General features: G+C 72.8%; 12 protein-coding genes and 1 pseudogene. 4 read left to right on the forward strand and 9 right to left on the reverse strand.

Translation table 11 applies throughout. The annotated features are described in order from the left end of the window. Window positions 1–13 precede the first annotated feature (13 nt). Window positions 14–1,690 (reverse strand): NAD(P)/FAD-dependent oxidoreductase, encoded by a 1,677-nt coding sequence (locus ABT106_RS08490; protein WP_351274202.1) that lies wholly within the window; start codon window positions 1,688–1,690, stop codon window positions 14–16. Window positions 1,691–1,883: 193 nt separating this feature from the next. Here ABT106_RS08490 and ABT106_RS08495 point away from each other — a divergent pair, with 193 nt between their 5' ends. From ABT106_RS08495 to ABT106_RS08505, 3 genes are all read left to right on the forward strand, one after another. Continuing rightward, window positions 1,884–2,285, forward strand: a complete 402-nt coding sequence (locus tag ABT106_RS08495) for a hypothetical protein (protein WP_351274205.1) — start codon at window positions 1,884–1,886, stop codon at window positions 2,283–2,285. 102 nt (window positions 2,286–2,387) lie between these two features. Continuing rightward, window positions 2,388–3,365: a nitrilase-related carbon-nitrogen hydrolase gene (locus tag ABT106_RS08500; RefSeq protein ID WP_351274208.1), complete on the forward strand. Its 978-nt coding sequence runs from the start codon at window positions 2,388–2,390 to the stop codon at window positions 3,363–3,365. Window positions 3,366–3,379: 14 nt separating this feature from the next. Continuing rightward, window positions 3,380–3,856, forward strand: coding sequence for a hypothetical protein (locus ABT106_RS08505; protein WP_351274211.1), 477 nt, complete (start codon window positions 3,380–3,382; stop codon window positions 3,854–3,856). A 145-nt stretch (window positions 3,857–4,001) separates the two neighbouring features. Here ABT106_RS08505 and ABT106_RS08510 read toward each other — a convergent pair whose 3' ends face one another. Beyond that, window positions 4,002–5,153, reverse strand: a complete 1,152-nt coding sequence (locus ABT106_RS08510) for an agmatine deiminase family protein (RefSeq protein ID WP_351274214.1) — start codon at window positions 5,151–5,153, stop codon at window positions 4,002–4,004. 157 nt (window positions 5,154–5,310) lie between these two features. Here ABT106_RS08510 and ABT106_RS08515 point away from each other — a divergent pair, with 157 nt between their 5' ends. Beyond that, window positions 5,311–5,973 carry a TetR/AcrR family transcriptional regulator gene (locus ABT106_RS08515; protein WP_351274216.1) on the forward strand — a complete coding sequence of 221 codons (663 nt, stop codon included), beginning with the start codon at window positions 5,311–5,313 and terminating at the stop codon, window positions 5,971–5,973. 53 nt (window positions 5,974–6,026) lie between these two features. Here ABT106_RS08515 and ABT106_RS08520 read toward each other — a convergent pair whose 3' ends face one another. The 7 genes and pseudogenes from ABT106_RS08520 to ABT106_RS08550 all read right to left on the reverse strand — a co-directional run. Further along, window positions 6,027–6,824, reverse strand: coding sequence for an ABC transporter ATP-binding protein (locus ABT106_RS08520; protein ID WP_351274219.1), 798 nt, complete (start codon window positions 6,822–6,824; stop codon window positions 6,027–6,029). Further along, entirely contained in the window at window positions 6,817–7,809 is a 993-nt protein-coding gene (locus tag ABT106_RS08525) for an ABC transporter ATP-binding protein (protein WP_351274222.1), read from the reverse strand. The genes ABT106_RS08520 and ABT106_RS08525 overlap by 8 nt, the downstream gene beginning before the upstream one ends. Then, the gene (locus ABT106_RS08530; protein ID WP_351274225.1) at window positions 7,806–8,660 is read right to left on the reverse strand and encodes an ABC transporter permease; all 855 of its coding nucleotides are present in this window, start codon (window positions 8,658–8,660) and stop codon (window positions 7,806–7,808) included. Before ABT106_RS08530 ends, ABT106_RS08525 begins: the two co-directional genes overlap by 4 nt. Beyond that, window positions 8,657–9,616, reverse strand: a complete 960-nt coding sequence (locus tag ABT106_RS08535; RefSeq protein WP_351274228.1) for an ABC transporter permease — start codon at window positions 9,614–9,616, stop codon at window positions 8,657–8,659. Before ABT106_RS08535 ends, ABT106_RS08530 begins: the two co-directional genes overlap by 4 nt. Continuing rightward, window positions 9,613–11,277 (reverse strand): ABC transporter substrate-binding protein, encoded by a 1,665-nt coding sequence (locus ABT106_RS08540; RefSeq protein WP_351274231.1) that lies wholly within the window; start codon window positions 11,275–11,277, stop codon window positions 9,613–9,615. The genes ABT106_RS08535 and ABT106_RS08540 overlap by 4 nt, the downstream gene beginning before the upstream one ends. Before the next feature lie 87 nt (window positions 11,278–11,364). Continuing rightward, on the reverse strand, window positions 11,365–12,402 hold the full coding sequence (locus tag ABT106_RS08545; protein ID WP_351274233.1) for an agmatine deiminase family protein: 1,038 nt from the start codon (window positions 12,400–12,402) through the stop codon (window positions 11,365–11,367). Between the two features lie 106 nt (window positions 12,403–12,508). Further along, window positions 12,509–12,940, reverse strand: a pseudogene (locus ABT106_RS08550) (urease subunit alpha); the annotation flags it as partial.

The following is a 12,940-nucleotide window of genomic DNA, read 5'->3' on the forward strand; positions in this document are numbered from 1 at the left end:
CTCACCTGCCCGCTCACGACTGCTCCAGGTAACGGTGGACGAGCATGACGGCCATGGCTCCCTCTCCGACGGCGGACGCGACGCGTTTCGCCGACTCCGCTCGCGCGTCGCCCGCGACGAACACGCCGGGAATGTTGGTCTCCAGGTGGTAGGGCGGCCGCTCCAGCTCCCATTCGGCGGGCGGCCTCCCGTCCGGTGTCAGGTCCGGGCCGGCCAGGATGAATCCGCGCTCGTCGCGCAGCACCGTACCGTCCAGCCAGTCGGTCAGCGGGGCCGCGCCGATGAACACGAACATCCATTGCGCGTCGACGAGTTCGGTCGCGCCCGTGTCGACGTCGCGCAGCGTCAGCTGCTCCAGGTGCCCGTCTCCGTGCGCCGCCTCGACCACGGTCCGGCTCCGGACCGAGATGTTCGGGGCCTCCTCGATCTGCTGGACCAGGTAGTACGACATCGACGCCCTCAGGGACTCCCCGCGCACCAGCAGCGTCACCGACTTCGCGCCCCGGGCCAGGTACATCGCCGCCTGCCCCGCGGAGTTCGCGCCGCCGACGATGTACACGTCCTGCCCCTGGCAGGACGACGCCTCGGTGAGCGAGGAGCCGTAGTACACCCCGCAGCCGGTCAGGTCGTCGCAGCCGGGAGCGTGGAGCTGCCGGTAGGACACCCCGGTCGCCAGGATGACGCTGTGCGCGGCGACCGCCGAGCCGTCGGAGAAGCGGACGACACGGGCCGCGCCGCTGGCCTCCAGGCCCGTGACCTCGCGCGCCGTGAGGATCTCGGCGCCGAACCGGCCGGCCTGGCGGCGGGCGCGCTCGGTGAGCTGCGCGCCCGACACGCCGTCCGGGAAGCCGAGGTAGTTCTCGATGCGGGAGCTCTGCCCGGCCTGCCCGCCGGTCGCCGACCGCTCGATCAGGACCGTGCGCAACCCCTCCGAGGCCCCGTACACGGCCGCGCCGAGCCCGGCGGGGCCGCCGCCGATCACGACGAGGTCGTAGAAGTCGGCGGCCGGCGTCGTCGCGAGCCCCACGCGGGCGGCCAGCTCGGCCGCCTCCGGCTCGATCAGCACGCCGCCCTCCGGCGTGATCACCAGGGGCAGCCGCCGCCCGTCGGCCCCGGCGGCCTCCAGCAGCCGCCGGCCCTCGGGCTCGTCGGAGGAGTACCAGCGGTACGGCACCTGGTTGCGCGCCAGGAACTCCCGTACGTCCGAGGAGCGCGCCGACCACCGGTGCCCGACGACCTTGGTGGCGGGCACCGGCCGGTGGTCGCTGGAGCGCCAGGCGGCCAGGAGGTCGTCCACGACCGGAAAGAGCTTCTCTTCCGGCGGGTCCCAGGGCTTGAGCAGGTAGTGGTCGAGGTCGACGACGTTGATCGCGTCGATCGCCGCGTTGGTGTCGGCGTACGCGGTCAGCAGCACGCGCCGGGCGCCCGGGTACACGTTCAGGGCCTGTTCGAGGAACTCGATGCCGTTCATCTGCGGCATCCGGTAGTCGGCGAGGATCACGGCCACCAGGTCTCCCCGCAGTTTCAGCTCGCGCAGGGCCTCGAGCGCGGACTCCCCGGACTCGGCGCGCACGATGCGGTACGCGGCGCCGTAGCGGCGCCTGAGGTCGCGGGCGACGGCGCGGGACACGCCCGGGTCGTCGTCCACGGTCAGGATGACGGTCCGCGCTGTGTCGGCGACCTGTGCCATACGTCTCCCACCCCGAGGGGCCTGGAACGATCGGCGCGGCGAGCCGTCCGCGCCGGTTTCCGCCCATCGTATGTTCGATCGTCCCGGTTCGCCCCGGGGCGGGGCGGACCGTGCGCCGCGAGCACAGCCCGGGTCCGGGCGGGGGCCGGGGGTGCGCCGTAGGCTGGAGCCAGGAACGGACCGGGAGGGTGCCGTGGCGGCCCATCAGCGCTTCCACCTGGATCAGGACGGGCACTCGATCACCGTCCTGTGCGATCTGCCGCGCCACCACGTCGAGGTTCTCGTCGACGGGAAGGCCGTCTCCTCGGTGCGCACCGGCCGCGCCGCGGTCACCCTCGTGCGGGGTGAGATCACCACCGAGCCGCCGCGGCCGTTCACGGTCCGCCTCGAACACCCCGACGACCCCGGCGGGATCCCACTGTGCGTGCTGGAGACGGAACGCATGCGCTACCTCATGCCGAACGTTCCGCAGACCCGGCAGGAGGAGTGGCCCGCCGAGCCCACGCCGTCGCCGCGCACGCCCGGTGAACTCCTCGCGCGGTGGCGCGCCCGGTACCGCGACCGCCGCCCGCCCGGCGGGAGCGCGGCGCACTGACGGGAGGCCGGCCGCCCCCGGGGTCCGCCCCTTGACGGGCGTCTTCGTTTCGCGCATCCTGACTGAAACTTCAGTCAGGAAACTCCCGAAGGCGGCTCGCCCGTGACCTCGTACGCACTCCTCACCTCCTACGGCTCCCCCCTCGGCTCACCCGCCCGCACGGAGCCCGCCGAGCGGGACCCGCTGCGCGTCGGCCTCGTCCAGACGCGCTGGTACGCCGACGAGGACGAGCACGACGCCCGGCTGCGCGAGGGCGTGGCCCTGGCCGCCGGACAGGGCGCCACGGTGGTGTGCCTGCCGGAGCTGACCCGCAGCCCGTACTTCTGCAACACCGACGACCCGATGGCCGACGGCGCCGCCCGCTACCTGGAGGACGTCGAGGGCGGCCCCACCGTCCGCCTGGCCGCCGGGCTCGCGACCGACCTCGGCATCACCGTCCACGCCTCCCTCTACGAGCGCGCCGAGGACGGCGGCCTCGGATACAACACCGCCGTCTGCGTGGACCCCGACGGCGCCCTGATCGCCCGGACCCGCAAGAACCACATCCCCGCCTTCCCCGGCTACCGCGAGGACCTCTGCTTCCGGCCCGGCGACAGCGGCTTCCCGGTCGTCGCCCTCGAAGGCGCCCGCTTCGGCTTCCCGACCTGCTGGGACGAGTGGTTCCCCGAACTCGCCCGCGCCTACGCCCTGCACGGCGCGGAGGTCCTCGTCCATCCCACCGCCATCGGCTCCGAGGTGGACCTACCGGACTTCGACACCCGGCCCTTGTGGGAGCACGCGATCAGCGCCAACGGTCTGGCCAACGCGCTCTTCATGATCGTGCCCAACCGGGTGGGCACCGAGGGCCGTTCCACCTTCTACGGCTCCTCCTTCATCTCCGACCCGTACGGCCGCGTCCTGCTGCGCGCCCCGCGCGAGCGCCCCGCCGTGCTCGTCGCCGACCTCGACCTCGACCAGCGCCGCGACTGGCTGGAGTTCGGCCTGATGCGGACCCGCCGCCCCGAGCTGTACGGCCGGCTCACCGAGCGTCTCGACCCGGTGGACCTTTCCGGCCACGGCACCAGGGCGTCCCGCGTCTGATAGAAGTTCGTCGGGTGAGTGACATCCATGACCTGACGGTCGCCGTCGGCCTGCGGGACGAGATCTCCGCGACGGAGCTGGCCGAACTGCGCTGGCACCTGGGGATCGGGCCCCGGCCGGAGCGCCTTTCCATCGTCACGGAGTTCCCGGTCGTGGTGGTGGACGACAACGGGGTCCCGGTGGTCGAGGACGATCCCCGGCCCCTGCTGGCCGGGCACGGCGCCGCGGCGCGGGCGGGCGGGGTGCTCAGCTCCGCGCTGGACCCCCGCACGGACCCGCCGGGTGCGGGGTGGGCGCTGACGTCCCGGCAGGAGCTCCACCCGGACGAGTTCGAGGAGGTCGGCGAGCTGCTCGGCTGGCTGGCCGCACGGGCCCACGCGGCACACCGGCTCGCGGACGGCACGGTCGGGATCGGGTTCCTCAGGTTCCACGAGGACGAGGTCCCGGCCGTGCTCCGGGTCGAGGGCGGGCGGGTCCGCTGGCCGGCCTGAGCGCGTCCGGACCCAGCCGCGGGCCCGGACCGCGGAGCGACGGACCCGCGGCTCGAAACCGCGGACCCGCGGCGCACACCCGCCGGCCCGGGACGCGCAACGGCGGGCCGGTGACCGCGCGGTCACCGGCCCGCCGCCGTACGGCCTACGGCACCGGCTGCTGCTGGGTGACGCAGTGGATGCCGCCGCCGCCCGCGCCGAGGCGGTCGATGTTGAGCCGTTCGACGACGCGTCCGGGATACAGGCGGGTCAGTGTGGCCCGCGCCGCGGCGTCGGCCGCGGTGTCGCCGAACTGGCCGCTGATGACGGCGCCGTTACACACGTAGTAGTTGGCGTAGGAGGCGAGGAAGTCCGGGTTGGTGGAGCGGATCTGGTCGTAGTCGGGGCCCTGGAGCTTCTCGACGGTCATCCGGGCGCCGCCCGCGCTCGTCGCTCCGGACAGGATCTGGAACTGCTGGCGCGCGTCCTTGGCATAGACGTCGTTGTCGGAGGCCAGCGGCATCTGGACCAGGGCCTTGCCGGGGGCCAGGAAGCGGGAGGTCGCGTCGACGTGGTCGTCGGTGATGTCCTGGCCGACCACCCCGTCGAACCAGATGACCTTGGACGCGCCGTAGGCGGTGCGCAGCGCGGCCTCGATCTGCGCCTGTGACTTGTTGGGGTTGCGGTTGCGGTTGATCAGGCTGCTGCGGGTGGCCATCAGGGTGCCCGCGCCGTCCTGTTCGACCGCGCCGCCCTCCCCCACCAGTCCGGCGGAGGTGAACGGGACGCCCACGTACGCGGCGATCCGCCCGGCGACCAGGTTGTCCTTGGCATGGGCCTGCTTGCGCCCCCAGCCGTTGAAGTTCAGGCCCACCGCGTCGAGACCGCCGGCCCCGTCGGTACGGAAGACCGGGCCCGAGTCGCGCATCCAGCAGTCGTCGACGGGGATGGTGGTGACGACGGTGACGGTCGAACCGCACATCGAGCGGGCCTTGGCGGCGCTGGCGGAGTTGGCGCAGACGTAGACCGGCTCGTACTTGGCGATGGTGCGGGCGATGAGCGCGATGTCCGACTGGACACCGCTCAGCGTGCCGCCCCAGATCGAGGTGCTGTCCGGCCAGGCCATCCAGGTGCGGGTGTGGCGGACGTCCTCGATGGGGACGCGGAACGTGCCCGCCGCCGCGGCCGGGAGGGCCACCGCCCGCGCCCGTCCCTCGGCCGCCGCGAGGGCGGCGGCAGCGGCGGTGAGGCCCGCCGCCGCCAGGAACCGGCGCCTGCCCATGCCCTCGGCGGGCGGGTGTGCTGCGTGATCGTTCATGAGGGGTCTCCTTGGGGATCCAACTACCCGCGCCGACTGCGGGGTTGACCGGAAAGCTAAAACTGGCCAAGCGCTCGGTCAATACTTTGGACGGGGTCATTCCGAGGAATCGGAGAACGTCGCAGGTGGCGGTGCGCGGGCTCGTTAGAGTGACGCCATGGCAGCTTCCGCGAAGGACTCCCCGGACCTGGCCGCTCCCCCCGTGCGAGCGGGGCGGACACGGGTCTCGGCGAAGGGCGAGCAGACCCGGGCCCGGCTGATCGCCGCCGCGCGGACCCTGCTCGCGGGCGGGATGAGCGAACGGTTCACCACCCGCAACGTGGCCGCGCTGTCCGGCGTTTCGCACGGGATGTGCCACTACCACTTCCAGGACCGCACCGATCTCGTCCTGGCGGTCGTCGCGGACATCCGCCCGGAGTGGATCCTTCCCCTGGAGGAGGCCGTCTCCGGCCCCGGGCCGTTCGTGGAACGGGCCGAGAGGGTCGTCGGGCTGCTCTCCCGGCCGGAGGGCGCGGAACTCTCCCATCTGCACTCGGCGTTGCACTGGCATGCCCTGAACGACGCCCGCGTACGGGAGTCCCTGGAGGCGGAGTACCGGCGCTGGCGCGGCTGCTTCGTCACGCTGTTCCGGGTCCTGGCCGACGAACGGGGCGGGGACGCCGACCCGCGTCTGCTGGGCGAGGCCGTGGCCGCCGCCGTGGACGGCCTGGCCGCCGCGGAGTCACTGGGCTCCGAGGTCGACTCCGCGGCGGTGCTGCGCACGCTGATCCGTACGCTCGCCGCCGGAAGCGGCCCCGGGACGCCGGCCCGGACCGGCTGACCCCGTACCGGCTGACCCCGGACCCGCCGGCGCGGGCCCCGGCCCCGCGCCGGCTACAGCGCCCGCCGGGCCGCCGCGATGGCCTCCGGGTCCCAGCCCGGCCGGGGTACGGACTCCAGCAGCAGCCGGGTGTACGGGTGCCGGGGCGCGGCGAGGACCTCCTCCGTAGGGCCCTGTTCGACCACGGCCCCGTGCCGCATGACGACGATCTCGTCGGTCACGCACCGCACGACCCCGAGGTCGTGGGTGATGAACAGGAACGCGATGCCGGTCTGCTCCCTGATGTCGGCCAGCAGGTTGAGGATCTGCGCCTGTACGGAGACGTCGAGCGCGGCGACGGCCTCGTCCAGGATGAGGACGGCCGGTTCGACGGCGAGGGCCCGGGCGATGGCGACCCGCTGGCGCTGGCCTCCGGAGAGGGTGCGGGGCAGGGCGTCGGCGGCCCGGGTGCCCAGGCCCACTTGGCCGAGCAGTTCGCGCACGCGCGGGACGTGGTCGCGGCCGGGGAAGTGCAGCCGCAGGGTTTCGCGCAGGACCGCTTCGACGCTGATGCGCGGATCGAGGGAGAGGAAGGGGTCCTGGAAGACCATCTGGATCTCGCGGGCCCGGGCCAGGCGTGCGGCCCGGCCGCGGGTCCGGCCGGCCCGGGGCCTGCCCCGGACCAGGATCTCCCCCTCGTCGGCGCGCTCCAGGCCGACGACGATGCGCGCGGTGGTCGTCTTGCCGGAACCGGACTCGCCGACGATGCCCAGCGAGCCGCCCTCGGGGAGGGCGAAGGACACGTCGTCCACGGCACGGACCGTCCCGAAGGAGCGGTGCAGCCCGGTGACCTCCAGTGCGTTCTCAGGCATCGACGGCGCTCCCTTCGAGCAGGTCGCTGTGGTGGCAGGCGGCATGGTGGTCCGCCCGGTCCGGAGCCGGGGACCGCAGCGGGGTCCGCAGGTCGCAGACCTCCGTGGCGAACGGGCAGCGGGCGGCGAAGGCGCAGCCGCGCAGCGGCTCCCGCAGATCCGGCGGCTGGCCCTCGATGGCGGCGAGCCTGCCCCGGGGGCCCTCCATCCGCGGGGTGGAGGCGAGGAGGGCCGCCGTGTACGGGTGCCGGGGGCGCGTGAAGAGGACCTCGGCGGGGCCGGTCTCCACGATCCGCCCGGCGTACATGACGTACACCCGGTCGCTGATGGCGGCGGCGAGTTCCAGGTCGTGGGTGACGAACAGCAGGCCGGTGCCGAAGCGTTCGCGGAGCGCGGCGAGGAGCGCGATCACCTCGGCCTGGCTGGTGACGTCCAGCGCCGTCGTGGGTTCGTCGGCCAGCAGGAGCGAGGGGTCGCCCATGAGGGCCGCCGCGATCACGACGCGCTGGAGCATGCCGCCGGACACCTGGCCGGGGTACTTGCGCAGGACGGACGCGTCCAGGCCCACCGCCCCGAGGAGTTCGACCGCCCGGGCGGCGGCCTCCGTACGGCCCATGGCCCCGGTGAGGGTGACGCTCTCGGTGAGGAAGTCGCCGATGCGGCGCAGCGGGTTGACGGCGGCGCGCGGGTCCTGGAAGACCATGGCCACCGTGCCGGCGCGGACGCCGCGCAGGCGGCCGGCGTCCATGGCGAGCACGTCGTCGCCGCACACCCGTACGGCACCCTCGACGGCCGCCCCGGGCGGCAGCAGGCGCAGCGCGCTGCGGGAGGTGAGGCTCTTGCCGGAGCCGGACTCGCCGACGAGGGCGACGGTCTCGCCGGCGGAGACGGTCAGGTCGACGCCGTCGAGGACGGGCCGGGCGGTGCCGGGCAGGGTGACCCGCAGTCCCTGGATGTCGAGGGTGGGGGGGTGCGCCTGTTTCATCGGGCCCTCCTGGAGACACGGTCGGCCCACCGCTCGCCCACCACGTTGAAGGCGACGACGGTCAGCACGATGAAGACGCAGGGCAGGATCGCGGACAGCGGGTAGCCGTGCTGGATGGCGGTCTGTCCGTCGAAGACCATGCGGCCCCAGTCGGGGGTGAGCGCGGGGACGCCGAGTCCGAGGAACGACAGTCCGGCGAGGTCCATCAGGGCATAGCCGAAGTTGATGGTGGACTGGGCGAGGACGACGGGGGCGATGTTGGGCAGGATGTGGCGCAGGCAGATCTGCGTGGCCGAGTGGCCCTGGACCTGGTAGGCGCTCACGTACGGCCGGACGCGCTCGGCCAGCACCAGGGAGCGGGTCAGGCGGCTGACGTAGGGCAGGTAGGCGAGGGCGAGGGCGGTGACGGGGGCGATCAGGCCCTCGCCGTAGACGGAGATGATCAGGATGGCGAGCAGCATGCCGGGGAAGGCGAAGACCAGCTCCGTGCTGCGGGACAGGACGGAGTCGAGCCAGCCGCCCCGCCACGCGGCGGCCATGCCGATGGCGATGCCCGCGACGGTGGAGAAGACGACGACGCCGAGCGGGCCGAGCAGGGAGGTGCGCGCGCCCAGCAGCAGCCGGGAGAGGGTGTCGCGGCCGGCGGCGTCCACGCCGAGCGGGTGCGCGGCGGAGGGTCCGGCGAGGGCGTCGCCCAGGTCGACGGCGTTGGGGTCGTGGGGCACCACCCAGGGCGCGACCAGTGCGGCGAGGACGACGAGGGTGACGAGGACCAGGCAGACGAGGTGGAGCGGGGAGCGGGTGGCGCGGATCCGGGCGAGGCCGGGGCGGCGGGTGAGTACGGCGCTCATTGGGCGGCTCCCCTCGTTCCGAGGGTGACCCGGGGGTCGACCAGGGGCAGGACCAGGTCCACGAGCAGGTTCACCGTCATGAAGAGGGCGACGATGATCAGGGAGATCGCCTGGACGGTCGGGAAGTCCTTGGTGGTGGTGGACAGTTCGAGGAGCTGGCCGATGCCGCCGATGCTGAAGGCGGTCTCGACCAGGATGGTGCACACCAGGAGGGTGGAGACGATCAGTCCGCCGGTGGTCAGGACCGTTCCGAGGGAGTTCCGCCAGACGTGGCGGCGGATGACCTGGCGTTCGGGGACGCCGCGGCTGCGGGCGACGGTGACGTGCTCGCTGCCGAGGGCGTCGAGCATGGCGGCGCGGGTGACCCGGGCGAGCATGCCGATCAGGTAGAGGGCCAGGGCGACGGCGGGGAGGGTGAGGTGCCAGAGCATGTCGCCGAAGCCCTCGCCCGCGCCGCTGCTGGGGAACCAGCCCAGTTGTACGGCGAACAGTCCCTGGAGCAGGACGGCGGCGACGAAGGACGGGGTGCCGACGGCGAACGTCGTGGTGACCAGGACGGCGGAGTCGGTGGCCCCGCCCCGGACGGCGGCGGCGCGGCCCAGCAGCAGGCCGACCACCACGACCACGACGAGGGCCATGGTGATCAGCAGCAGTGTCACGGGGAGCCGGTCCGCCAGGAGGCGCGAGACGTCGGTGCGGTAGGTGATCGACCGCCCGAAGTCTCCCTGGAGCATGTCCCCGAGCCAGCGGAAGTAGCGCACGAGGAAGGGATCGTCCAGGTGGTACTGGGCATTGACCGAGGCGAGGGCCTCCGGGGAGGCCGACCGCCCGGCGAGCAGGAAGCTCGCCGGGCTGCCCGGCGCCAGGTACATGGCGCCGAAGACGACGAACGAGGCGACGAGCAGGGTGGCGGCCATTTCCGCCACCCGTCGTGCGGCGAAGCGGACGAAGCTCACGGGGCCGCCCCCACATCGGCGGCCCACGGGTAGTACATGTACGAGATGGTGGTGGGCGCTCCGGTGATCCGCTTGCCCAGGAACACCGCGGTCGACCATTCGGCCACGGGGATCCACAGCAGCTGCTCGGAGGCGTGCCGCTGGAGTTCGGCCTCGACGGCCATGCGCTCCGCGACGGGGTAGGTCGCGCCGGCCTGGCCGACGAGCTGGTCGTACCGCGGGTCGCTGTAGCCGGCGAAGTTCTGGTAGGCGCCGGTCTCGAAGTTCTGCAGCAGGTCCAGTGGATCGGTGATCGAGTTGTAGGACGTGTACGGGAACATGTCGATGCCCGCGCGCGCCTGGGGGTCGGTGAACAGCGCGGTGAAGGCGTTGGGGGCGATCGTCTTGAGCCGGATGTCCAGCCCGATCCGCGTGCCGGCGGCCTGGACCGCGGTGGCGAGGAGGGAGACGTCCTGGCCGATCGAGCTGGTGGCCACGGTCAGGGTCTTGCCGGTGGCCCCGGCTTCCTTGACCAGTGCCTTGGCCCGCTCGATGTCCTGGCCGTTGGCCGGCAGCCCGTCGAACGCCGTCTTCAGGGTCTGCTCGGGTGCGGCGGCCCAGGCGGCGCGGGTGGTCAGGGAGTTGGTGACGGTACCCGCGCCCGCGAGTCCGGCCTTGACGAATCCGGTGCGGTCCAGCGCCAGCGACAGGGCCTGGCGGACGCGGACGTCCCCGAGGGCTCCCTGCATGGAGGTGACGTTGACGTTGACGGTGGTCAGGCCCTCGCCGAAGTAGAGGGTGCCCGCGCCGCTGGCGCGCAGGCGGGCGTAGCTCTCGGTGGGGATCAGGTAGCCGCCGTCGGCCTCCCCGCTGAGCATGGCGTTGGTGCGGGCGGAGGGGTCGGTCAGGATCCGGAAGACGGCTTTCTTCGACTTGGCCTTGGTGCCCCAGTACTGGTCGAAGCGGTCGAGCTGGATCGCCTGGCCCTTGTCCCACGTGCCGAGCTGGAAGGGGCCGGTACAGGCGAGGCCGCCGGTGGTTCCGTAGTCCTTGCCGGCCGCCTCGACGCCCGACTTGGACGCCACCACCCCGGCGGCGGTGGCCATGTACTGGGGGAACTGGGAGTCGGGCTTCTTGAGCTTGACGGTGACCTGGAGCGGGCCGCTCGCGGTGACCGAGCCGACGTTCCGGAAGACCTGTGCCCAGGCCGCCGCGTTGTCGGGGTCCGTCTGCCGGCCGAGGCTGAAGACCACGTCGTCGGCGGTCATCACCTTGCCGTCGTGGAAGCGCACGCCGGGGCGCAGGTCGTAGACCCAGGTGGTGGGGTCGGGGTTGGACGCCTTCTGGGCGAGGCCGGGCTCGATGGTGAGCGCCGGGGTCCAGCGCATCAGGCTCTCGCACACGTTGGACAGGACGGTGTTCTGCGGGTAGTCGAACGCCATCGTGTAGTCGAGGGTGGGCGGTTCGGCGTACATGGCCCAGCTGAAGGAGTCGATGTCGCCGCGCGCCGCGGGTGTGGAGGCGGAGAGGTGGACGTCGGTGACGTCGCCGTCCTTGCCCTTGGGCGGTCCCGCGCAGGCCGCGAGCAGGGCGAAGGAGGTCAGGACGGCGGTGGTGAGGGCCGCGGTGCGGCGGCCGGTCCGCAGGGGGCGTCTGCCCGTACGGGGTGGGGAGGTGTTCATCGTCGCGCTCTCTTTGCCGTGAGGGATGCGGAGGGAGGAGCGGGCGGACCGCGCCGGGCGGTCCGCTGGGAACGGTCGGCTTCCCGGTCAGCCGGCGGTGGCCGTGGGGGTCGCGGTGCGCGCGGCGGGGATCTGCTGGGTGATGCAGTGCACGCCTCCGCCGCCGAACGCGATGGCGAGCGCCCGTACGCCGACGACCTTGCGGCCGGGGTAGGCGGTGGCGATCACGGCGAGGGCGTCCTCGTCCTGGGCGAGCCCGGCGACCGGGACGACGACGCCGCCGTTGGCGACGTAGTAGTTCAGGTACGACACCTCGATCTCGCCGTCGGCGACCTCGCCGAAGGCCGTCTGCGGTACGTCGATGATCTCCAGCCGGCGGCCGCGGGCGTCGGTGGCGGCCTCGATCACGGCGCGGTTGGCGCGCATCCGGGCGTAGTCGGGGTGGTTGGGGTTGTCGGGCAGGGAGACGACGACCGTGCCGGGCGCGGCGAAGGCGCAGACGCCGTCGACGTGGCCGTCGGTCTCGGTGTCGAGCAGGCCGCCGTACGGCAGCCAGATGACCTTGGTGACTCCGAGCCGGGCCTTCAGCTCGGCCTCGATCTCGTCGCGGCTCATGCCGGGGTTGCGGTTGGGGTGCAGCAGGCACTGCTCCGTGGTGATCAGCGTGCCCTCGCCGTCGACGGTGATCGCGCCGCCTTCGAGGATCATGTCGGAGGCGATCCGGTCGACCCCGAGGTGTTCCAGCAGCAGGGCGCTGACCCGGTCGTCGGCGTCGAAGGGGCTGTGCTTGCCGCCCCAGGCGTTGAAGCGGAAGTCCACTCCGGCCCGGTCGCCGTTGCCGTCGAGGACGAACAGCGGGGCGCTGTCGCGGAACCAGGAGTCGTCGATCGGCACCTCGATCACGGTGATGGCGGCGTCGTCCCCGCAGTGGGCGCGGGCGTCCTCGCCGTGACCGGGAGGGGCGACCATCGTCACGGGCTCGAAGGCGGCGATGGCGCGGGCCACGTCGGCGTACTCCTCCTTCACCTCGGCCAGCACGCTCCCCCACAGTTCCTCGCGGGTGGGCCAGGCCATCAGACAGCCCTCGTGCGCGGTCCATTCGGCGGGCATACGGTAATCAGCCATGAGATGTCTCATTTCTTTCGGTGCAGTCTTCACCCGACTGAAAATTCAGTCAAGAGCGGAGGCAGGAGTGAGGGGGGAGGGAGGACTCCGGGGGCGGAGTGTTCCCTCAGAGGAAATAGAGGCGGTTGAGCGAGACCCGCTCGGACGGTTCTGAGCGCAGGGGCTCCCCGTCGAGCGTCACGAGGCCGGTCCGGGGGTTCACGTCGACGTCCCCGAGCCGGCTGTTGCCGACCATGTCCTTCGGGCCGATGCCCCGTGTTCCCCGTACGGCGACCCGCCGGCGCCGGGTTCCCAGCGTGTCGTACGGTGCGCCGAAGCTGCCCGACTCGGCCGCGGCGCGGCTGACGAACGCCACCGACAGGTCCGCGGGAGCGGCGCCGTGGGCACCGAACAACGGTCCGAGGACGAGGGGTTCGCAGGTGTCGGTGGCGGCGTTGGGGTCACCGGTGACGCCGTAGGCGGGGAAACCGGACTTCAGGACGAGCTGGGGCTTGGCGCCGAAGAACGGCGGGCGCCACAGGACGATGTCGGCGAGCTT

The organism is Streptomyces sp. NPDC002044 (genome assembly GCF_040296725.1).
Taxonomy (GTDB): domain Bacteria; phylum Actinomycetota; class Actinomycetes; order Streptomycetales; family Streptomycetaceae; genus Streptomyces; species Streptomyces antarcticus.

What these genes read in the sequence shown, in the direction of transcription:
- ABT106_RS08490 (WP_351274202.1), bottom strand. Translation starts at nt 1,690, where the DNA reads ATGGCACAGGTCGCCGACACAGCGCGGACCGTCATCCTGACCGTGGAC.
- ABT106_RS08515 (WP_351274216.1), top strand. Translation starts at nt 5,311, where the DNA reads ATGGCAGCTTCCGCGAAGGACTCCCCGGACCTGGCCGCTCCCCCCGTG.
- ABT106_RS08520 (WP_351274219.1), bottom strand. Translation starts at nt 6,824, where the DNA reads ATGCCTGAGAACGCACTGGAGGTCACCGGGCTGCACCGCTCCTTCGGG.
- ABT106_RS08525 (WP_351274222.1), bottom strand. Translation starts at nt 7,809, where the DNA reads ATGAAACAGGCGCACCCCCCCACCCTCGACATCCAGGGACTGCGGGTC.
- ABT106_RS08545 (WP_351274233.1), bottom strand. Translation starts at nt 12,402, where the DNA reads ATGGCTGATTACCGTATGCCCGCCGAATGGACCGCGCACGAGGGCTGT.
- ABT106_RS08540 (WP_351274231.1), bottom strand. Translation starts at nt 11,277, where the DNA reads ATGAACACCTCCCCACCCCGTACGGGCAGACGCCCCCTGCGGACCGGC.
- ABT106_RS08530 (WP_351274225.1), bottom strand. Translation starts at nt 8,660, where the DNA reads ATGAGCGCCGTACTCACCCGCCGCCCCGGCCTCGCCCGGATCCGCGCC.
- ABT106_RS08510 (WP_351274214.1), bottom strand. Translation starts at nt 5,153, where the DNA reads ATGAACGATCACGCAGCACACCCGCCCGCCGAGGGCATGGGCAGGCGC.